Annotated in this window: 20 protein-coding genes; 7 read left to right on the top strand and 13 right to left on the bottom strand. The window is 34.3% G+C overall.

All coding sequences use genetic code 11. The features are described from left to right. Positions 1-9: 9 nt before the first annotated feature. The 4 genes from buk (AA80_RS07380) to AA80_RS07365 are packed head-to-tail and all read right to left on the bottom strand — an operon-like array spanning position 10 to position 4,351. Entirely contained in the window at positions 10-1,077 is a 1,068-nt protein-coding gene (buk, locus tag AA80_RS07380; protein WP_103877152.1) for a butyrate kinase, read from the bottom strand. A gap of 20 nt (positions 1,078-1,097) precedes the next feature. Next, a complete protein-coding gene (locus tag AA80_RS07375) occupies positions 1,098-2,000 on the bottom strand; it encodes a bifunctional enoyl-CoA hydratase/phosphate acetyltransferase (RefSeq protein ID WP_103877151.1) in 903 nt (300 codons plus the stop codon). Continuing rightward, positions 1,997-3,085 carry a butyrate kinase gene (buk, locus tag AA80_RS07370; RefSeq protein ID WP_103877150.1) on the bottom strand — a complete coding sequence of 363 codons (1,089 nt, stop codon included), beginning with the start codon at positions 3,083-3,085 and terminating at the stop codon, positions 1,997-1,999. Before buk (AA80_RS07370) ends, AA80_RS07375 begins: the two co-directional genes overlap by 4 nt. 24 nt (positions 3,086-3,109) lie before the next feature. Then, positions 3,110-4,351, bottom strand: a complete 1,242-nt coding sequence (locus AA80_RS07365; protein ID WP_103877149.1) for an aminotransferase-like domain-containing protein — start codon at positions 4,349-4,351, stop codon at positions 3,110-3,112. Positions 4,352-4,634: 283 nt separating this feature from the next. Between AA80_RS07365 and glyA the strand changes: the two genes are divergently transcribed. Continuing rightward, a complete protein-coding gene (gene glyA, locus AA80_RS07360) occupies positions 4,635-5,906 on the top strand; it encodes a serine hydroxymethyltransferase (protein ID WP_103877148.1) in 1,272 nt (423 codons plus the stop codon). 31 nt (positions 5,907-5,937) lie between these two features. Here glyA and AA80_RS07355 read toward each other — a convergent pair whose 3' ends face one another. The 9 genes from AA80_RS07355 to amrA all read right to left on the bottom strand — a co-directional run bounded on the left by AA80_RS07355 (position 5,938) and on the right by amrA (position 13,209). Further along, complete coding sequence (locus AA80_RS07355; RefSeq protein ID WP_103877147.1) at positions 5,938-7,164, bottom strand: adenosylhomocysteinase; 1,227 nt, start codon at positions 7,162-7,164, stop codon at positions 5,938-5,940. Between the two features lie 107 nt (positions 7,165-7,271). Continuing rightward, positions 7,272-8,504: a tetratricopeptide repeat protein gene (locus AA80_RS07350; protein WP_103877146.1), complete on the bottom strand. Its 1,233-nt coding sequence runs from the start codon at positions 8,502-8,504 to the stop codon at positions 7,272-7,274. Continuing rightward, a complete protein-coding gene (radC, locus tag AA80_RS07345) occupies positions 8,497-9,165 on the bottom strand; it encodes a RadC family protein (RefSeq protein ID WP_103877145.1) in 669 nt (222 codons plus the stop codon). The genes AA80_RS07350 and radC overlap by 8 nt, the downstream gene beginning before the upstream one ends. 45 nt (positions 9,166-9,210) lie before the next feature. Continuing rightward, entirely contained in the window at positions 9,211-9,783 is a 573-nt protein-coding gene (locus tag AA80_RS07340; protein ID WP_103877144.1) for a Maf family protein, read from the bottom strand. After that, the gene (locus tag AA80_RS07335; RefSeq protein WP_103877143.1) at positions 9,764-10,285 is read right to left on the bottom strand and encodes a Gx transporter family protein; all 522 of its coding nucleotides are present in this window, start codon (positions 10,283-10,285) and stop codon (positions 9,764-9,766) included. Before AA80_RS07335 ends, AA80_RS07340 begins: the two co-directional genes overlap by 20 nt. Beyond that, positions 10,279-10,653, bottom strand: coding sequence for a NusG domain II-containing protein (locus tag AA80_RS07330; RefSeq protein ID WP_103877142.1), 375 nt, complete (start codon positions 10,651-10,653; stop codon positions 10,279-10,281). Before AA80_RS07330 ends, AA80_RS07335 begins: the two co-directional genes overlap by 7 nt. Before the next feature lie 6 nt (positions 10,654-10,659). Then, on the bottom strand, positions 10,660-11,697 hold the full coding sequence (locus AA80_RS07325; protein WP_103877141.1) for an FAD:protein FMN transferase: 1,038 nt from the start codon (positions 11,695-11,697) through the stop codon (positions 10,660-10,662). Continuing rightward, complete coding sequence (gene amrS / locus AA80_RS07320; protein ID WP_103877140.1) at positions 11,670-12,668, bottom strand: AmmeMemoRadiSam system radical SAM enzyme; 999 nt, start codon at positions 12,666-12,668, stop codon at positions 11,670-11,672. The genes AA80_RS07325 and amrS overlap by 28 nt, the downstream gene beginning before the upstream one ends. 19 nt (positions 12,669-12,687) lie before the next feature. Continuing rightward, complete coding sequence (gene amrA, locus AA80_RS07315) at positions 12,688-13,209, bottom strand: AmmeMemoRadiSam system protein A (RefSeq protein WP_103877139.1); 522 nt, start codon at positions 13,207-13,209, stop codon at positions 12,688-12,690. 174 nt (positions 13,210-13,383) lie between these two features. Between amrA and AA80_RS07310 the strand changes: the two genes are divergently transcribed. The 6 genes from AA80_RS07310 (at position 13,384) to AA80_RS07285 (ending at position 22,018) form a co-directional block, all read left to right on the top strand. Then, positions 13,384-14,721 carry an MFS transporter gene (locus tag AA80_RS07310; protein WP_103877138.1) on the top strand — a complete coding sequence of 446 codons (1,338 nt, stop codon included), beginning with the start codon at positions 13,384-13,386 and terminating at the stop codon, positions 14,719-14,721. 158 nt (positions 14,722-14,879) lie between these two features. Next, positions 14,880-17,504, top strand: coding sequence for a valine--tRNA ligase (locus tag AA80_RS07305; protein ID WP_103877137.1), 2,625 nt, complete (start codon positions 14,880-14,882; stop codon positions 17,502-17,504). Beyond that, complete coding sequence (locus AA80_RS07300; RefSeq protein WP_103877136.1) at positions 17,505-18,821, top strand: bifunctional folylpolyglutamate synthase/dihydrofolate synthase; 1,317 nt, start codon at positions 17,505-17,507, stop codon at positions 18,819-18,821. Between the two features lie 24 nt (positions 18,822-18,845). Continuing rightward, entirely contained in the window at positions 18,846-19,418 is a 573-nt protein-coding gene (ruvA, locus tag AA80_RS07295; protein WP_103877135.1) for a Holliday junction branch migration protein RuvA, read from the top strand. A gap of 291 nt (positions 19,419-19,709) precedes the next feature. Then, positions 19,710-21,065, top strand: coding sequence for a bifunctional UDP-N-acetylglucosamine diphosphorylase/glucosamine-1-phosphate N-acetyltransferase GlmU (glmU, locus tag AA80_RS07290; protein WP_103877134.1), 1,356 nt, complete (start codon positions 19,710-19,712; stop codon positions 21,063-21,065). Between the two features lie 2 nt (positions 21,066-21,067). Continuing rightward, a complete protein-coding gene (locus AA80_RS07285; RefSeq protein WP_103877133.1) occupies positions 21,068-22,018 on the top strand; it encodes a ribose-phosphate pyrophosphokinase in 951 nt (316 codons plus the stop codon). Positions 22,019-22,070: the final 52 nt, after the last annotated feature.

The following is a 22,070-nucleotide window of genomic DNA, read 5'->3' as shown; positions in this document are numbered from 1 at the left end:
GCTCCCTTATTAGTAGATTTTTGCTGGTTCTAATTTTTTTAGTACTCTAAGCGCCGCTAGGGCTAAAGCTTTTTCTTCGTCTCCTCCAGGAAACACATAAACGGGAGCGATAAAACTTACTTTCTCTTTTATTTGAGGAACAAGAAATTCATTTTCATATGCCATTCCTCCGGTTAAAGCTATGGCGTTTACATCAAAATTCAATACCGCAGACATTTTCCCTATCCATTTAACTATTTGATGTATCAATCCGAAATATACTAATTCAGCATTTTTATCGCCACTTTTTATTCTTTTTACTACCTCTCTCACGTCATTGGTACCTAAATAAGCAATTAACCCCCCATTACCTTTTATGAGCTTTCTTATTTCTTTTTCAGAATACTTCCCTGAATAGCAAAGGTCTATAAACCCAACAAGGGGTAACGTTCCTGATCTTTCGGGGGTAAAAGGACCGTCTCCATCAAGAGCGTTGTTAACATCAACTACCCTACCTTTTTTGTGTGCTCCAATGGATATTCCCCCGCCCATATGAACAACGATGAGATTCAAGTCATGATAATTACGGCCTAATTTTTCACTGAGCAATCTTGCCACAGCTTTTTGATTTAAAGCATGAAAAATCGATTTTCTCTGAAAGAGAGGATGACCTGAAACTCTTGCTAAATCTTCCATCTCATCCACCACAACGGGATCGGCTATATAAGCTTTTACACCAATATGTTCTGCTAATTCGCTTGCTATTAGAGCCCCTAAATTCGATTCGTGTTCTCCGTATTTAGCACTTTGCAATTCTTCGAGCATCTGATCGGTTATTTCATAAGTCCCACTTGGTATAGGTCTTAAGAGACCTCCGCGCCCGATGATGGCTGAAAAAGTGTATAAGTTTATTCCTTCTTCATTCAAAAACTGTAAAATCGTATTCTTCCTAAATTCGTATTGATCGGCAACACTCTTGTATTTTTTCAATTCATTGACATCGTGATTGATGACTTTTTTTAGCCTTTGATTTTCATCTTCATAAACAGCAATTTTGGTCGATGTGGACCCTGGATTTATAACGAGAATTTTATACATATGAATTCTCCTTTTTAAATTTAAGACATTAATATTGAAAACGCTATAGCGTTTAGTTTGGATTCGTCACTATCGGCTCTAGATGTTAAAACCACTGGTTTTTTGCCACCTACAACTGAACTTGCTAGCTTTGCATCTGCGAAATATACCAAGGTTTTATATAATATATTTCCTGCTTCTATATCGGGCATGATTAATATATCTGCGTCTCCAGCGACATCGCTTTTTATTCCTTTGTGTATAGCTGCTTCTTTAGATATAGCATTGTCCATAGCGAAAGGTCCATCTACAATGCACCCTTTTATCTGACCTCTTCTGTACATTTGAGCTAATATTGCTGCTTCAACTGTTACAGGCATTTTTGGATTAACCTTTTCTAATGCCCCTACAACGGCAACTTTTGGTGTTTCTATACCTAACTTATGGGCTACTGAAACAGCGTTGTTTATAATATCTACTTTTTGTTCAAGAGTTGGAGCTATCACCATACCGGCATCAGAGATTATCAACAACTTGTGGTATCTGGGTATTTCAAAGGCACAAACTAAATTCATTGTTTTTCCGGTTTTTAAACCATATTCATCCTTTAAATATACCGATAAAATCTCAGAGGTGGTCAGTTTTCCTTTCATAGGCAGATCGGCTTCTCCATTGGCAACTGCTTGTATTGCTCCTTTTGCTGCTTCAAGAGGGGTTGAAGCATCTCTGATTTCTATGTTAGTAGTGTCAAGTCCAATTTCTTCTGAGATTTGTTGGATTTTTAATTTATCACCATACAAGATAAAGTTACATAAATCGATTTCTTTTGCTTTTTGAACAGCTTTCAAGACGACATCATCTTCGGCAGCTGCCACGGCAATGGTTTTTGATCTGTGTTCATGTTTTACTAATTCGATAATTTGTCTAATATTCTCAACTTTCATAAAATATTTTCACCCTCCCAAACCTTTGTGTTTTCTAATTGATTGAGAGCTCTCAAAGCTCCTAAAGCGAGCCCTTCCATTTCATAAGCTCCAGGATAAACCATTACTACACCTAACTTATCGATTCTTCTTTTGATCAATTCAACAAAATAATCACTGTGAACCATTCCACCAGTTAATATAATGGCATCGAGATCTCCACCTAGGATTGCTGCCATCCCACCTATTTCCTTTGCAACTTGGTACGCCATGGCTTTTACGATTAACTTTGCATATTCATCTTTTTCTGCAAGTTTTAAAGCGTCTTTTAAACTTGCTGTTTTTAAATACGCAAACAAACCCCCTTTTCCTACAAACGTAGATTTGACATCGTTTTTGGAGTAAGAATGCATGTTGTTAAAAATCCATTTTGCCAGATCACCCATTGGTAGTTCTCCCGTTCTTTGTGAGCTAAAAGGTCCTTCATCTGTTGCGTTGTTAACATCGATCATAAAGCCTTTCCTTTGGGCACCGACGGAGATCCCACCACCTAAGTGAGCTATAACAAAATTACATTTTTCATATTCTTTGCCCAATTCTTTTGCTGCAAATCTCGCAACAATTTTCATATTCAAAGCGTGAAATAAACTGTGCCTTTCAAGTTGAGGTATTCCTGATATTCTCGCCTCTGGAATAAACTCATCAACAGAAATGGGATCGGTGATGAAAACTGGCAAGTCTTTCGAGGAACTTTTTGATAGTTCAATGGCTATTACAGCAGCTAAGTTAGATGCATGTTCAACTCTTGGTTTGGTTTTAAGGTAATTAACCATATTCTCATCCACTCGGTAAGTACCGCTTTCCATAGGAGGGAGTATCCCACCTCGAGCAGCTATCGCATCCAATTCATTGATAGATATGTTGTATCTTTTTAGAAAATCTTCAACACACTTTTTACGAAAGGGTAATTGGTTCATAATTGTTTTGCAATTTTCTATCTCGCTACTGAGATGCTCTATACTTTCTGAGATTACTTCTTTCTCATCCTCAAAAATCGAGAGCTTTGTGGACGTTGCCCCTGGATTTATAACCAATATTTTATACATAAAGCTCCTCCTATAATCAGTTTTTTAGGATTTGCTCCGCATCGAATTCGCATTTACATAATTTTCTGCAACTTTTCTCAATCTTCTTATACCCTCATTTATTTCTTCGTGCGAAGGAAGGCAGAAAGATAATCGCATGTGATTTTTTTCGACTTCGTTTACATAAAATGCTTCTCCGGGAACATACAATACTTTGTTCTTCTTTGCTTCTTCAAACATTTCCATAGTATCTACCCATTCGGGAAAAGTTAACCATATGAAGAGACCACCTTCAGGGCGAGTCCAGCTCACCCCTTTCATACCACCAAACTCCTTTTCCAACGCATCCAACATAGTGTCTTTTTTTGACTTATAAAGTTCTAATGTGGGTTTTAACTGTTCGATCCTATCGTGAGCTTGGAGATATCTAGCTGCTAATCTCTGGGTCAACGATGGGGTACATAGATCTACCCCTTGTTTTATAATTGTTAACTTTCTTAACAAGTCCGTTGAAGCAATAATTATCCCAATTCTCAGACCTGGACACAAAATTTTAGAAAATGTATTCAATAAGATCGTCCTTTCTGGCTCAAGGGAATAAATCGAAGGAATTGGCTCGCCCTCAAATCTCAACGAACCATATGGATCGTCTTCGACAATCAAAAAATCGTACTTATGAGCTAAGTCAATCAATTTTTTTCTTTTTTGTAGTGGCATAGTTACTCCTGCAGGATTTTGAAACGTTGGTACTACATAAACGAATTTAAACTTATCAATTTCTCCCCTATTTACTAACTCGTCCAATTTTTCTTCAAGGATATCCACATTCATCCCATCATCTTCCAGGGGTATTTCCAAAAATTTAGGAAACATTTGTTTAAAAGCACTGACTGCACCTAAATATACCGGTTTTCCAACAGCACAGTAAGAATTTTCATCGAGCAAGGTCAGACCTATCAACTGCAAGGCTTGTTGGGAGCCAACAGTTACTAACATATTCTCTGGAGATACACCTTCTATTCCTTCATGTTTTTTTAGTAAATTTATATAAGCATTTTTTAATTCATTATCTCCTTCGGAGGGACCATACTGAAGAGTTATTTTGTACTCCTCTTGAACAATTTTTGCAGCAATTTCTCCTAATTCTTCTCGAGGAAAGGTCTCTGGATCAGGTACACCCCCACCAAATGATATCATCTCCGGATCAGAAGCTACCTTTAATAATTCCCTTATAATGTTTACTTTTGCAGTTTTTGCAACTTGTGAAAACTTTTTTTCATAGTTCATAGTTTGTCCCCCTTATTTATTATTTACCCTACAATTCGATTATAATCAAATAATGGAGATAAGTCAAAGTCGATTACAACCAATTACAGACGTTTATAGTTGATTAGAAGTGATTATTACCGATATGAAAAAAATTTCATGAAAAATATTTCATCATAAAAATTTAACATTGAGATATGATAAAAGACCTTAATTAATTTCGAAAACTAAATAGTGTGTTAAAATATTAGAAATATAATTATTTTATAAGTTATCTTACAATTTTAAAAAAGGGGTGTTGCCAGTGTGGGAAACTTTAAAGGGTTCTGATAGCAAAGTATACGAGATCCTTCAAAAAGAACTTAAAAGGCAGGAGTATGGTTTAGAATTGATCGCATCAGAAAATTATGCGTCAAAATCCGTTATGGAAGCTGCAGGAAGCATTTTTACTAATAAATACGCTGAAGGTTATCCGAAAAGAAGATATTACGGAGGTTGTGAATATATAGATGAAGTTGAGACACTTGCAAGAAATAGGGCAAAAGAACTTTTCAATGCAAAGTTTGCAAACGTTCAACCTCATTCAGGTTCTCAAGCAAATATGGGTGCTTATCTTGCACTTATGAAACCTGGGGATACATTAATGGGAATGTCGTTGAGTCATGGTGGCCATCTAACCCATGGCGCCCCTGTAAATTTCTCAGGTATGTTGTTCAATGTTGTTTCTTATGGCGTTGATGAAGAAACAGAAACTATCAATTATGATGAAGTTGAAAGAATTGCTAAGAATGCAAAACCTAAAGTTATCGTGGCAGGTGGAAGTGCATACTCTAGGATAATAGATTTTAAAAGATTTAGAGAGATAGCCGATGAAGTTGGTGCTTATTTAGTGGTTGATATGGCCCATTTTGCGGGATTAGTTGCTGCTGGTATTCATCCAAACCCAGTTGAGTATGCACATGTTGTCACTTCGACGACCCATAAAACTTTAAGAGGACCAAGAGGTGGAATTATTTTAACAAATGATAGTGATATTTATAAGTCGATCAATAAAATTATTTTTCCAGGCATACAGGGTGGTCCTTTAGAACATATAATAGCTGCAAAGGCTGTTGCCTTTAAAGAAGCTATGAGTGAAAACTTCAAAGAATATCAAAAACAAGTAGTGAGAAATGCTAAAGCTTTAAGCAACGAACTTTCTAATCAAAATTTGAGAATCGTCTCAGGTGGAACGGATACGCATTTGATCTTGGTGGATCTCTCTGAGCTGAATATAACAGGGAAAGCCCTTGAAAACGCCTTAGGACAATGTGATATTACGGTCAATAAGAATACTGTCCCGAAAGAAAAGTTGTCACCCTTTGTGACTAGTGGAATAAGGATTGGTACCCCTGCGGTTACCACACGCGGGATGAAAGAAGAAGAAATGAAAGAAATCGCCTCAATGATAGCAAAAGTTGCAAACAATGTTCTTGATGAAGAAGGAAATATAGATAAAGATTTAGCACAAGAAATTAAAAAAGATGTTATTTCTCTCTGTCAACGTTTCCCAATGTATGCGGATCTTGTAGAGTAAGAGGGACACCTAAAGGTGTCCCCCCTCTATATTATTTCCAACTATTTAAATAAACTTGCTGCTCTTTGGATAAGGTGTCTATCTCAATTCCTAATGTTTTTAGGTTGATTTGTGCTATTTTTTCATCTATTTCATAAGGTACTGGGGAAAGATTTACTTTCATATTTTGGTGGTTTTCTTTGATGTATTTTGCGCCTTCTAACTGTAAGCTGAATGAAAGATCCATTATTTCAGCGGGATGACCGTCGCCGTTAACTAGGTTAACCAGTCTTCCTTGTCCTAATAAAAATACGCTTTTCCCGTTTGGTAATTTGTATTCTTCTACTCCGTTTCTTACATTGATTTTGTCTACTGCAATTTCTTCCAAATCTTTAACCTTTACTTCAACGTCAAAATGTCCTGCGTTGGAAAGAATTGCCCCGTCTTTCATTTCTAAAAAGTGTCTTTTCGTTATTACATCGATGTCACCTGTCACCGTAACAAAAAAATCCCCATATTTTACCGCCTCATCCATTTTCATAACCCTAAAGCCATCCATTATCGCTTCGTTAGCCTTTATTGGATCAACTTCAGTTATTATTACGTTAGCGCCCAATCCCTTTGCTCTCATAGCAACGCCTTTACCACACCAGCCGTATCCTGCCACAACTACTACTTTTCCCGAAACAGAAAGATTGGTGGATCTCATAATTCCATCCCACGTTGATTGGCCTGTACCATATCTGTTATCGAACAAATATTTCATGTAAGAATCGTTTATCAAAATCACAGGTACAGGTAATTTATTTTCTTTGAAAAGGGATTTGTATCTTTTTACACCTGTGGTTGTTTCTTCACATATTCCCCAGAGATTTTTTACTTTTTCAGGGTGTTTTTCTATTAAGGTTATTCCCAAATCTGCTCCATCGTCTAAAATTATATTAGGGTTAGTTTCTAATATTTTATCGATGTTTTTCCAATAGACTGATTCATCTAAAGTTCTTTCCGCATGGACGTTGAGTCCATATTCTTTGAGAGCTTCTACGACATCTTCTTGGGTGGATAATGGATTACTTCCTGTTATAGCAACATTGGCACCTAATTCGTGCATAACTATTCCTAAGTAAGCTGTTTTTGCCTCTAAATGGATGCTTATAGCTACATTTACTCCTTCAAAGGGTTTTTCTGTTTGGTATAGATTTTTTAAATAGTTTAAGACTTTCATGTGTTTTTTTACCCATTCTATTTTCTTTTTTCCGCTTTCTGCTAGTGAAGTCATCTTATTCCTCCTCGTATTCTGAAAAATCATACTCAAAACTTGTGTTAGCGCCCCTTCGCCCGCAGCCCGTCCATAAGGAAAATGGCTGGTAGGGCTTCGCCATGCCTCTACCTATACAGATATTGGCAGATCCTCCAACCAAATAATAGTCTCAATGCTTCATAAAAAGGTAGATCTAAAAAGAATGTGAAATTTCTTTGATATTTCGTTTTAAGATCTGTTGTCACTTTGTTTAGGTTGTCATAATAGTTAGGGCCTTTTAAGTTGATCTTGATCCCCATTTTGTGCTGCGAAAACAGATCCGTAATAACTTTTTTAGAAGTGGTTTCTGTTGACGATAAAAATATTAGTGGAACATTGTTGAAATACTGTTCAATTTTTTTAGCGTACGAATTGAATTGTTGTATATCTTTTTCTTGGTAGTATTTGTGGAATAATATTTCGTAAAGTTCAGAGTTTTCGGCTTTGTAAGGTTTAGGATTACCAGTATGAAATAGTATTCTTTCATAAAATGGGCAATAACTCGGAGGTTCTACTTTTTCGGAGTTTGATAAGATTTTTATACAGTTTATACATGGAGTTTTATCTTCCTTCAATAGAGCGAAGGTAGAGAAGGCTTTTTCCGAATCAGAAATAAAGAGACTTACATAATAGTTTATCAAATTTACAAACCTTTTTGCCCTCCCCTCAAGGTAAGCTTTTGATAAAAAGGACAAAGCTTTTTGAAAATTCTTCTCATAAGCGTTTAACCCCATGTTTATAAATGAATAATCTAAAAAGGAATTAGCCACCTTAATAATTTTATATGCGTTATAAAAGTCTTTTCTTTTTAGAAATAATAGACTGAGGGTTAAATAAACTAAACCATTCTTTGGATGTGTACTGATTAATTTAGTAAAATATTTGTTAGCGTCTTCGTCATTCCTTATTATTTTCAAAAAACCTTGGTTTATCTTTGAGTTTATGTCATTTTTACTTTCAAAAAATCTTTCCGCTTTTTGAAAATCGTTTCTGAATAGGTGCATCATGCCGAATTGATTTGAATATTCTTGAAGAGTTTTATGACTTAACCTGAGTTCAAAAAAATGGGATAGTTTTTCGTTCGATAGATCTATATCGTAAATTATCAAGTCAAACCAATTATTTATATTGTTTATAGAAACAGCTAATTTTTCTATTTCGTAGTCAGCTTTATAGATGGTTTTAGCTGTTTTCTTTTTCTGGTGTGTGTCAGGTTTTCTTATACCCTTTTTTTCTAATTCTTTTTCGATTTCTTCTTTTATTTTGTATAAATTTCGCAATTTATCTTCTACATTATTATTTCCATTTTTTTCAGTCAATTTTTTCACTCCTATCCAAAGTGAAACTGAAATAAGAATCTTTTCCAATTATTATATGATCGTTCATGTTGATGCCTAAAATCTCGCCAGATTCCATAATTTTTTTGGTAATGTCCATATCATGCATACTTGGTGTGGGATCTCCAGATGGATGATTGTGTATTAAAATGAACGATACCGCGTTATACATTATAGCTTCTTTAAAAATATCTCTTGGGTGAGCGATTGACATATTTACAGTTCCATTGGAAATGTCTTTAATAGTAATGATGTGAAGTTTAGAATCTAAAAAAATAGCTCTCACGGTTTCTTTGGTTAGATATATCATATCCTCACAAGCATGGTATGCCTCTTTTGGGGATGTTATCTTTTGGTACTTTTGACGTAACTTCTGAAGGTGATACCTTTTCCCTATTTCTAATGCAGCTTTTAGATTTATTGCACCAACCTTTCCTATCCCTTTTTCTTTTGATATTTCTTCAAGTGATATATCGACCAATTGACTCAATGTTTTATATTTTTTCAATATCTGTTCGGACACATCAAATACGTTATAATTTTTAACTCCATGCCTTAAGATGATGGCTATAAGTTCTTCGTCTTTGAGAGATTGTGGACCATATTTTTCTAGTTTCTCTCTTGGTTTTAGTTCATCTTCCATTATTTTCTCCTTTTCTGATTTTCGATAGAAATTTTTGGAATAATTTTATAAGGTTGCCAACATTTGTCTCAATTGCCAGTATAGTTTTGCTAATGGTAGACCCATTATGTTGTAGTAATCACCTTCGATTTTTTTTACAAAAACGGAGGCGAAATCTTGAATAGCATAAGCTCCTGCTTTGTCATATACGTTGTTATTTTTTATATAAAAATCTATCACTTCTTCATCTAATTTATAAAACGTCACCTTCGAAACTTCATAAAAAGAAGAGAATTTTTTAGGTGACCTTAAAGTTATTCCTGTGTAAACACAATGAGTTTTATTTGATAAAGTTTGAAGCATGTTGAAAGCTTCATCATAGTCGTGAGGCTTTCCAAATATTTTTCCATCCAAAGTTACTATAGTATCAGCCGTTATGAGAAGTTCTCCATGTGAAATTTCTATATTTTTACTTTTTTTATATGAAATTTCTTGTACAATTTCACAAGGTGATTCCGATTTATAAGTTTCATCCGTATTAGCTGTTCTGATCGAGAAATTTTTTGTTATTAATTTTAAAAGTTCTTGTCTTCGAGAGGATGAGGATCCCAAAACTAATTCAACTTTTGAATCTATCAAGGTTCACACTCCTTAAAATATAGTTCACAATTGTTGCGTTTATAAATGCCGTTATTATTCCGAAAAAAAGCATGTAAGGGAAATACCAAAAAATATGGGGTGATTTAACGATAAAAAGACTGGCGATAATTAATTGTACAGCGTTGCTAAAAAAGGCTCCTATTTCACTAATCCCTAAGATACCAAATTTATTAGTAAATTTGAAGAACAAGGACATAAATAAAGCACTGGCAAGTGAGCCGCCTAATCCCATCCAAAACATGGGAGATAGAAATCTTCCACTTAGTATTGAACCAAGCAACGTTTTTAAAAGGGCTATGTACAAAGTATTAGTAACGCCAATTCCACTCACTACAGATAACAACAAAGGAAAGTTCGAAAATCCCCATCTCGCTCCTGGAACAGAAACAGGCATGGGTAAAAAGGATTCAACATAGTAAATTGCTGAGGCCAACGCCGTTAAAATCGCTATATGGGATATTCTTTTTGTTCTTTTTACCATGTATAGATGTCGATCCCCTCACCATTTTGTGTGCCTAATGGTTTTACGGTTATTTCATTTGGAATGCAAATAATCGGTTGATTGGGGTTTTCCACCCATCCGGTATTTTCACAGACTTTCAATGGGCATGATGAATCGGTAACTCTAATTCTTTGATCTACGTATTCTACGTTCATCAATAACTCACCTTCATCGCTTATTACACTGTAAGTGCCTTCTTTTGTTATTTGTAAAATTTGATCTCCTTTTAAGTGAACTTCTGCGCCGATTATTCCCTGATTTGGGGACGTATTCATAAAAATCATCACTAAAACTAATAATATTACAACTATAAGCAGGTATAGATCATTCTTTTTAGTGAATTTCATTGATTATCACATTTTCTCCCGAAAATAATCAAATCCTTTGGTTTGGATGCTTTCTCCAGTTGGAGATATAACCAAAGCTTGAATTCCGAAATCTGTGAAATAATCCAAGGCAGGGTTATCGTATCCTAAAACGAAAAGAGCCGTAGAAAAGACATCCGCGATCATTGCTTTTTCTGCTATCACAGTGACACTGGATGCATTTCTCGCTGGGTATCCATCTTCTGGGTCTAAAATATGATGATATTTTTTACCGTCTTCGGTAAAAAATCTTTCGTAGTCCCCAGATGTCACTACAGCACCGCTTGTCAAATAAATTGTATCTATGGATTTTAAAGCATCTTGTGAAAAAGGGTCCCTTATTCCTATAACCCATGGAAGCTCTCCAAACTTCGGACCTATTATTCCAATATCTCCCCCAGCATCGACAAAGCCTGTAGCTCCAGGATCAACCCCCTTAATTTTTTGTATAACTAAATCAATTGCATATCCCTTGGCTATTCCTCCTAAGTCCACTTCTACACCATCTTTTAGTAAAGAGATTTCTCTCTTTTTTTCATCAATTTCTATGAATCTATAATCAACGTTTTCTAATGCTTTGTTGATCTCTTCTTGAGTTGGGACTTTTTTTTGAGAATTTATATCATCAAATCCCCACAATTTGAGCAACGGCCTTACAGTAGGATCAAAAGCTCCACCAGTTATTACCGCATAATTGTAGGCAGCTTGAAATAAAAATAACGCCTCTTCATCGACTTCAACCTTCCCATCAGTATTCAATTTATGGACTACGCTACTTTCAACATTGGGGCTGAATTTATTATGTATTCTATACAACTCTTGTTCAGCTGTGTTCAACAACACATTTGAAGATACTTTATCACCTGCAACTTTTACTCTTACAATTGTGCCAAGTACAGGGACCTCTTTTTCTTCGTAAACCGGGGTGGGTTTAGAAAATAACAACAAAGATAATAAAAATATACCTACACCAAGTGCAATTATATACAGATATACTCTTAAACTATGCATATTTTTCTGCCGCAATTTTTACACTCTCCGTTTTCATTCAAATTTTCAATTTTTATGTCGTATCCTTTTCTTTGGATAAGAAGTGTCCCACAATCTGGGCAATAAGTATCTTCGTGCGCGGAAGACAAAATGTTACCAAGATATACAAAATTGAGATATTTTTTGGCGAGTTCATAGGCTTTTTCTAAAAAGTTGATATCTGTTGGTGGTTCGTTATATTCAAATGCAGGAAAATATCGTGATAAATGAAGGGGAATATCTTTGGAAATGTTTGCTAACCAAGAAAACTCTTCTTCTAGTTCGTCCAAATTATCGTTTACTTTGGGAACTACCAAGGTTGTCACTTCGGTGTGAATACCTTCTTCATAGGCGATTTTTATAGTTCTTTTAACTGGTTCCAGTCCTCCCTTTAATATTTTTACATAATTCTTATCGCTGTATACTTTTAAATCTATATTCATCGCGTCAATATATTGTAGCATAAGTCTCAAAGGCTTTTCGTTTATAAATCCGTTCGTTACTAAAACATTGTAGTTATCAGGATTAGCATATTTAACTTCCCTTGATGAATCCAAAACAAATTCATACCAAACTATCGGTTCTGAATATGTATAGGCAACACCTTGAACGTCGTAATTTTCCATCAAAGATGGGATAGCGTTGGGATATATTTTCTTTTGGTATGGAGGTTTTAGTTGGGCGATTTCGTAATTTTGACAAAAAGGACATTTTAAATTACAGCCCCAAGTTCCTAAGGAAAGAATTTTTTCGCCGGGATGAAAATGAAAAAGTGGCTTTTTTTCCATTGGATCGAGAGCTATACTAGTAACGTCATTATAATTTAATGAATACATCTCGCCTTTTATATTTTGTCTAACTCTACATATCCCTGTTTTGTTAGGATATAATATACATTGGTGCGGACATAAGGTGCATTTCAAAATATCTTCTTTAAATTCCTCATAAAACAAGGAATTGATTTTCATTTACTTCACCTCTATCATTTTAAAAAAACCTCTCCACAGTGAATTTATATATTTCTATTGGTTCATTTTTATAAATACCGGCTTTTAATTTGACTATTCTCAATTGTTCTTCCACGGTATCAACTCCTTCTAGATCAGGTAGAAGAACTCCCCTTTTGTAACCACTTTTAACAACTATTCCGAAGGTTTTAGGATCCAATTCATCCATATCATTCACTTTTTCTAAATCTGAAAGAACATCAACGGAAATTACTAGATCATCTAATTCTTTTGGGGAAAGGGGAGGGAACCGTGGATCACTTGTAGCAGCAGCAATTGCATTTTCTCTTATCTCTTTAATTAAATTATCGTAAACGGGTACAATGGTACCAATGCAACCTCTTAGTTCTCCTGAGGCTTTGTGAAGGCTCACAAAACAACCTCTTTTTTTGTTAAATAAATCTTTTGGAAGGGTTTCATCAAAATCTATTTTTCTCTTTTCTTTTACATATGTTTCTATCACTTTTCTTGCCCACATTACATATGGATGGTGTTTATTCAATATTATCACCTCTTAAATTTTAAAACGATTAAAGGTGAAATCCCTTCACAAACAAAAATAACAATTATTAAATTATAAAGTAAACTTTATTTTTCATTGGTGGATTATAATATATTTTCAAACAAATACATTTTAAAAACAAAATAATATTGAATGGCAAGGAGAAAAATAAATATGGCAAAATATGCAAAAACAAGGGTTCTCTCTATCTTCGAGGCAGGTTCATACAATGCGTTTTTTATCGGTACACAAGGGTTTATTTTCACAACTCTTGCTCTATACTTTAACGCTTCTCCTCTTTTTATATCAATTATGACCTCTTTTCCTATTATAGCACAGATGTTTCAGATTTTTTCTTCTCGAATAAACCAGATCATTGGTTCCAAAAAGAAAAGTCTTATAATAAACGCGTTTATATCGAGAACTTTATTTGTTTTATTGCCTATTTTCATCTTCTTTGATGTGAGGTCTGAGTATATTATATTAATTATTATCCTTTTATTTTCTTTTTTCGGAACATTTGTAGGCAACACTTGGACAGTTTTGATTAAAAGCGTTGTTCCCTTTGAACAAAGAGGTAAATATTTCGGACTTCGTAATATATTCTCCTCCATAACTGGTATAATTATGCTGTATCTTTATTCTTTGTTTTTAGAATTTCCTAATTTTAAAACAGGGTTGTTGTTGGTTACAAGTTTTATGGCATTTTTTTCTATTCTTTCAGCTGTGTTGCTGATGAAACATGAGTTCCCTGAAGAAAGTGAAAAAATCTCATCTTTTAATTTAAACATTTTTGTACCGTTTAAGGATAGAAACTTTGGAAATTTCTTGGTTTTTATGTTTGTTTGGAGCTTTGGGATAGAATTTGCAAGACCTTACTTTTCTTATTATGAAGTTGCGATTTTGAATATAAATTATCAATTTCTTGGAAATATGGGAATATTAACAAGCGTTATCTCTATTTTTTTGTATTTACTTTATGGAGCAGTGGCAGACAGGTTCGGTAGTAAAAACGTTCTAAGTTTGGGAATTTTATTGTCAACTTTCAGCCCAATGATGTACTTTTTAATGAATGAAAGTAATTATAGGAGTATTTTATTCTTAAATGCGATATTTGCCGCCTTCGCTTGGTCAGCGATCAATTTAGCTATCTTTAATCTACTCTTAGAAATATCCAAAGAACCATCCGAAAATTTCATCGCAGCCAACTCTTTCATCGCTGGTATTGCAGCTATTTTTGGGTCACTGAGTGGGGGATTCTTAGCAAATCATCTCGAAAATATAAAGATCCATTTTATGGGAGACCCCTATCATGGGATTCAGTTGATTTTTATTATAGGGTTCATATTAAGGATCATATCTGTCATTCTTTTAACAGAAGTTGAGGCAATGGAAAAGCCCATTAGATATAAAGGAATATTCTCACCGGAGGCAGCTTTGTTCAAAAGAAGAGAAATCAATCTTCCTTTTGATTTCTTCAGAAAGAACGGAAAGAAAATCAAAAAAAAGTGAACTTCCTTCTCCAGTTGATTTAGAAAGAGAAGATGAGAACCAAGAAGTTCTAAATGAGCCTAAAGAAGAGAAAGAATAAATTGAATCTTTTACTTAATAAATTAGAGAATAAAAAATTAGATTTACACCTTTCATCAAAAATTTAGGAGGTTGCCTTAATGGATATTGGAAAAAGATACATGCCACACGAACTTGAAAATAAATGGTATAAAATTTGGGAGGAAACCAACTCCTTTGGACCAAAGGAAGGAAATGGTAAGTTCAGTATAGTCATTCCTCCTCCAAATATTACCGGAAGAATACACATCGGTCATGCCTTGAATATCGTTCTTCAGGATATTTCCGTAAGATATAATAGAATGAAAGGTAAAGAAACAGTTTGGATACCAGGAGAAGATCATGCAGGCATAGCAACACAACACGTTGTTGAACAGTATCTTTTAAAAGAAGAAGGTAAAAGAAAAGAAGATTATACTAGAGAAGAATTCTTAAAGATCACTTGGGATTGGGCAAACAAATATCGTAATCATATACGTGAACAGATAAAAGCCTTGGCGGCTTCTGTGGATTGGAGCAGAGAAAGATTTACCTTAGACGAAGGGCTTAATCAAGCTGTAAAAAAGGTTTTTGTTTCGCTGTACAATGAAGGTTTAATATACAAAGGAAAGTATATAGTGAACTGGTGCCCTTCCTGTGGAACCGTTCTTGCAGACGACGAGGTTGAGCACATTGAAGAAAAAGGCAAGCTTTGGTATATAAAATATCCTCTTGAAAATTCTCAAAACTATGTAACTGTTGCAACCACTAGACCTGAAACTATGTTAGGAGATACAGCACTTGCTGTTAATCCTTCCGATGAAAGGTATAAGAATTTAGTTGGAAAAATCGTCATTTTACCAATTGTCGGCAGGAAATTGAAAATTATAGCTGACCCTTACGTAGATCCGAAATTTGGTACAGGTGTCGTCAAGGTTACACCTGCCCATGATCCAAATGATTATCAAATCGGTTTAAGACACAACTTAGAAAGAATACAAATTATAGATGAAAATGCAAAAATAAACGAAAACGGTGGTAAGTACGCTGGATTAGATAGGTATATAGCTAGGGAAAGAATCGTTGAAGACTTGAAAAAAGATGGATTTTTAGAAAAAGAGGAGGATTATACTCATTCAGTCGGACATTGTTACAGATGTGATAGCGTTATAGAACCTCTCCTAATGGATCAATGGTTTGTAAAAATGAAACCCTTGGCAGAAAAAGCAATACAAGTAGTGGAAAATGATGAAATAAAATTTTACCCTGAAAGATGGAAAAAAGTTTATCTTAACTGGATGTATGAAATAAGGGACTGGTGTATATCGAGGCAACTTTGGTGGGGACATAGAATCCCTGTGTGGTATTGCCAAAACTGTGGGCATGTGAACGTATCCGTTGAAGACGTTAAAACATGTGAAAAATGTGGATCTTCGGATTTAAAACAAGATGAGGATGTATTAGATACCTGGTTTTCCTCTGCCCTTTGGCCTTTTTCCACACTAGGATGGCCCGAAGAAACGGAAGATCTAAAAAAATATTATCCAACCGATTTGTTAGTCACTGGATTTGATATAATCTTTTTTTGGGTTGCAAGAATGATAATGATGGGAGAAAAATTCATGGGTGAGAAGCCCTTTCATGATGTTTACTTGCATCAATTGGTAAGAGACAAATATGGAAGAAAGATGTCTAAATCGTTAGGTAACGGTGTAGATCCCCTCGAAGTAATTAACGAATACGGAACGGATCCTGTTAGATTTACTTTATCAGTTTTAGCTGCTCAAGGAAGAGATATTAAATTAGATGTTGGGTCCTTTGATGCTTACAGAAAGTTTGCAAATAAAATATGGAACGCGGCTAGATTTGTACTTTTAAATATGGAAGACTATGAAAAAACCGTACTTAAGGACGAAGATTTAAAAATTGAAGACAAATGGATTTTAACTAGATTGAATTCTACAATATTAGAAATTAGCAAAGATTTAGAAGGTTATAACTACGATCAAGCTGCAAGAAAACTATACGATTTTTTCTGGAATGAATTATGTGATTGGTATATAGAAGCCTCAAAAAATAGGTTAAATTCTAGTCGCAAGGATAGATTGACAGTGCAAAACGTTATCTTGCAAGTGTTTGATTCTTCATTACGTTTATTACATCCTTTTATGCCTTATATATCAGAAGAACTATGGCAAAAATTGCCTATAGAAAAAGATTCAGAATTATTGATAAGAGCTAAGTGGCCAGAGCCAAACGAAGATAACCTTTATCCTCAAGCGGAAAAGGTATTTTCGAAGGTTATGGAGTTAGTAAAGGGTATAAGAAACGTTAAAGCGGAAATGGATATGCCCCAAACCCAAAAGGTTGACTTGAAATATAAAATTATTACAAAAAAAGATGATTTTATAGAAAAAAACATAATTTTAATTGAACATTTAGCTTTTTTGAAAGATATAACTCAAACCGAAGTGAAACCGGTAAAATCCGCCACTGCCTATGTAGATGAAAGTGTGGAAGCTTACATACCTTTAGGCGATTACATAGACATTGATACCGAAAAACAGAGATTAACAAAAAAATTGGATAAGCTAACAAAAGATATAGAAGTATATAAGAAAAAATTATCGAATAAAAATTTCGTAGAAAAGGCCGATCCAGATATAGTTGAAAAAACAAAAGAAGATTTGATAGAAAGTGAGAAAAAATATGCAAAATTACAAGCACTCTTAAAGGAGATTAGTTAAATGGAATTTACAAATTTGGTTGATTATCTTTATCAAAGAGGAGGAGCAAATTTCAAGGTAAAGTTAGGCCTTGAAAGGATAGAAGAACTAACTAAACGCATAGGAAATCCCCAGAACTCTTTCAATAGTATACACATCACAGGTACTAACGGAAAAGGAAGTGTTACCACTGCATTATCACAAATTTTAAGATATAATGGATTGAGAGTTGGTACTTTTATATCTCCACATTTGGTTTCATTAACAGAGAGAATAAAGTTGAATGGAGAAAACATTTCTGAAAGAGAATTTATAGATATCTACAATGAAATTGAAGAAGAAATAAAAAAAATGGATCTAAAAGGTGAAGATTACGCACCTTCATTTTTTGAAATAACAACAGCTATGGCTTTTAAGTATTTTGAAAAACAAAAAGTAGATGTAGGCATCATTGAAGTGGGTTTAGGTGGAAGACTGGATGCTACTAATATTGTTAATTCTGATATTTCAGTAATAACCTCTATATCTAAAGACCATATCAAAACCTTAGGCGATTCTCTTGAAGCGATAGCTTATGAGAAAGCAGGTATTATAAAGAAAAACAATTATTTGATATTGGGAAATATAGACGAAAAGCCAAAGAAAGTAATTCTTGATAAAGCTAAAGAAGTTAGTGCAGAAAAGATTTATGAATATGGAAAAGATTTTCACTCTACCAACCATCAATATTATATTAACAATAATATGTTAGATTATTATGGCCTTAATTATGAAATTAAAGATCTGATTTTTGGTGCTAATGGTACGTTTCAAATGGAAAATGTTACTACATCTTTGGCAGTAGCAGAAGGGTTTATGCAAAAATTTGGAAAAGTTCTATCTGTTGAGAAAGTCCGAGAAACTATGGCAAACTTTTATTGGGAAGGAAGGTTTGAGTACACAGAAACAAATGGTAAAAATATAGTTTTCGACGGTGCTCACAATTTCGCTGCTGCCCAACAATTAGAAAAAAGTATCGAGCTTTACTTTCCTACTCAGAAAAAAGTCGCCTTGATTGGAATATTGGACGATAAAGATTACGAAAAAATGTCACGAATTTTTGCTTCAGTTTTTGATAAAATTATCGTAACATCAGTCCCTACTGAAAGGGGAAGACATCCAGAATTAATATATGAAGAATTTAAAAAGCATACCAAAACTGTTGAATTTATAAAAGACCCATCGGATGGTTTCAATAAACTTTTATCAGAAAAAAGCGATATTTATTTTGTTACTGGTTCTTTGTATCTTGTTGGAAAAATTAAAGAATTAATATCCACTAATTTAGTGGGATTGTAGATATTTTTATTGAGGTATATAATTATGATAAGAAAAATCAACGCTACCATTGAAGATTTTGAGGAAGATAAAGTTCTGATCAAAATTGGAGCTTTAACTTTGGAAGCATATCCTTCGTTCAACGTTATAAGATACTTAAAAAAAGGTGACCAATACGATTTTTTTGCATCTCTTGAAATAAACGAATGGAACACATCACTTTATATTTTTAAAGATAAAATAGAAAGAGATGTGTTCGAAAGTTTAAAAAAAGTTTCAAAGATCGGGCCAAGAATTGCATCAAAAATCCTTAGAAAAACTAATGCCGAAGAATTTATACAGATGATAAACACCCAAGACACAATGCTTCTTTCAAACCTGCCCGGCATAGGTAAGAAAACAGCAGAAAGACTAATATCTGAACTTTCCAACTCTTTCAGTGCCTATTCAACTGGGGCAGATATTCAATCGTATGGAAATAATAATCTAAAAGAAGCTATAGAGGCGTTAGAAACACTAGGATTTCAAAGATATGAAATTATGAAAGTCATAGGTCAACTTGATTTAGAAGATCTGAAAACAGAAGAGATCATTAAAGAATGTCTTACAAGGCTGTAATTATTTTTTGACGTTTTATGCAAAAAGGCATTTTCACAATGTTTTAGAAGTAACATCCTAATTCTCATTTGCGAAGCAAATGACGTATCATGTTGCAGCCTTGTGCAAAAAGTTTTTTCATGTTGCTTTTGAAGTAATATCCGAACCATCATTTGCTTTGCAAATGATGTGTTGCTTTAGAAATGTCTTCCAAAATCTCGTTTGCGTAGCAAACGATGTACCATGCAAATGTGTTTGGGGATCTTAAAGGGTAATTCCCTTAACGTCCATGTATGAAAGGAGGAGGTAGATATAAAAGTATTAATACTTGCCGCTGGGCAAGGAAAGCGAATGAAATCAAAGATCCCAAAAGTTGCACATAAAATTATAGATAAGCCAATGATAAATTGGGTTATAGATGTCGCAAAAAAAATAAGCAACGACATCGGGATAGTTCTAGGAAACGGCAAAGATCAAGTAAAAGACTTGTTAGATGATGATGTTAAAATTTTTGAGCAAAAAGAAAGATTAGGAACTGGTCACGCTGTGCTCTGTGCAGAAAAATTTCTTGATAGTAGCGATATCTTGATACTTTACGGAGATGTGCCTTTTATCTCTTACAATACTTTAAATTCTCTTATTGAAAGACATTTAAAAGATAATAACAGTTCGACCATACTCTCGGTAAGATTAGAGGATCCAACTGGGTATGGACGCATAATAAAGAACGAAGATAAATTTGTTAAAATTGTTGAGGAAAAAGATGCTGATACTTCTGAAAAGCAAATAAAAGAAGTTTATACAGGGATTGCAGTTTATAAAGGAAACCAACTAAAAGAAGCTTTGCACCATATAACTCCCCAAAATGCCCAAGGAGAATATTATTTGACCGAAGTTTTTGAGTATTTGGAAAAAGTTGGTGTGGTAGAATTAGAAAATGAAATAGAAGTTATAGGCGTAAACGATAGGATACAGTTAGCAGAAGCCGAAAAAAAGATAAGATATGAAATTTTAAAGAAACACATGTTAAATGGAGTTACAATACAGGATCCAGATTCCACATATATTTCTGTTGATGTAAGCATTGGGCCTGATACAATAATTTATCCTCAAACATTTATATATGGAAAAACGACTATTGGCGAAGATTGTGAAATAGGCCCATTAACAAGGATCAAGGATTGCATTATAGAAGATAACGTGAAAATAATTCGCTCAGAATGCGAATTAAGTAAAATACAAAAAAATGTTTCAATAGGTCCTTTTTCAAGGCTGAGAGAAGGAACAGAATTACAAGAAAACGTTAAAATTGGTAATTTCGTTGAAACTAAGAAAACGAAAATATCCTGTAACAGCAAAGCACAGCATTTAACTTATTTGGGTGACACTTATGTTGGAAAAGATGTGAACGTTGGTGCAGGAACCATAACATGTAATTATGATGGTAAGAAGAAGAACAAGACCTTTATAGATGATGGAGCCTTCATTGGAAGTAACACCTCTTTAGTTGCGCCTGTTAATGTTGGTAAAAATTCTCTTATTGGAGCGGGGTCTGTAATAACAAAAGACGTGCCAGACAATGCTTTAGCCTTAGCAAGAGCACATCAAATAAACAAAGAAAATTGGGTGTTAAAAAGGAATTCAGAAAATGTTGAGAAGGGAGTATAAAGATGCCAACTAACGAGAATCAATTCAAGGTGTTTGCAGGAAATTCTAACCTTCCTTTGGCGAAAAAAATTGTAGAATACATGGGTACAAGGTTGGGGGACTGTGAAGTATCAACTTTTGCAGATGGTGAAGTAAATGTAAAAATTAACGAAACAGTCAGAGGATTCGATGCATATATAATTCAATCCATTGCTCCCCCCGTTAATAATAATATTATGGAATTATTGATAATGATAGATGCCTTAAGAAGGGCGTCTGCTGCATCTATATCTGTTATAATTCCATACTTTGGGTATGCTCGACAAGATAGAAAAGCAAGGGGTAGGGATCCCATCACTGCAAAGCTCGTTGCTAACTTAATCACAACCGCTGGAGCAACAAGGGTAGTCACAATAGATCTTCATGCCGAGCAAATCCAAGGGTTCTTTGATATACCGGTCGATAATCTTTGGAGCTTTCCTATTTTCTCAAGATATTTTTTAGAAGAAATGAAATTGACGCAAAATGACACCGTGGTAGTTTCCCCAGATGTCGGTGGGGTAAAAAGAGCTAGAAAGTTTGCACAAAAATTAGGTTGTTCTTTAGCCATTCTAGACAAAAGGAGACCTAAAGATAACGTTGCAGAAGTTATCAACGTAATAGGAGAAGTAGAAGGATCCAATTGTATAATTTTTGATGATATAATAGATACTGGTGGATCTCTTGTAGCTGCTGGTGACACTTTACATAATAAAGGTGCTAAAAAGATTATTGCTGCTGCTACACATGGAATATTCTCACTCAATGCCGTTGAAAAATTGCAAAATTCAAGTATTGATAAAATAATTGTTACAGATACAATATATCATAAAGAATTGCCTGACAAATTTGTGGAACTTAAATCCTCTGAACTTTTGGGAGAAGCCATAGTCAGAATAAGAAAAAATTTATCTATCAGCATACTTTTCCGATAATTAACGGGTGGCAAGGAAGGCAAAAGGATTATTTTCTTTTCCTTATGGGTGG

The sequence above is a fragment of the Petrotoga sibirica DSM 13575 genome (assembly GCF_002924625.1).
Taxonomy (GTDB): domain Bacteria; phylum Thermotogota; class Thermotogae; order Petrotogales; family Petrotogaceae; genus Petrotoga; species Petrotoga sibirica.
This window is presented reverse-complemented; position numbering and strand designations above follow the sequence as displayed.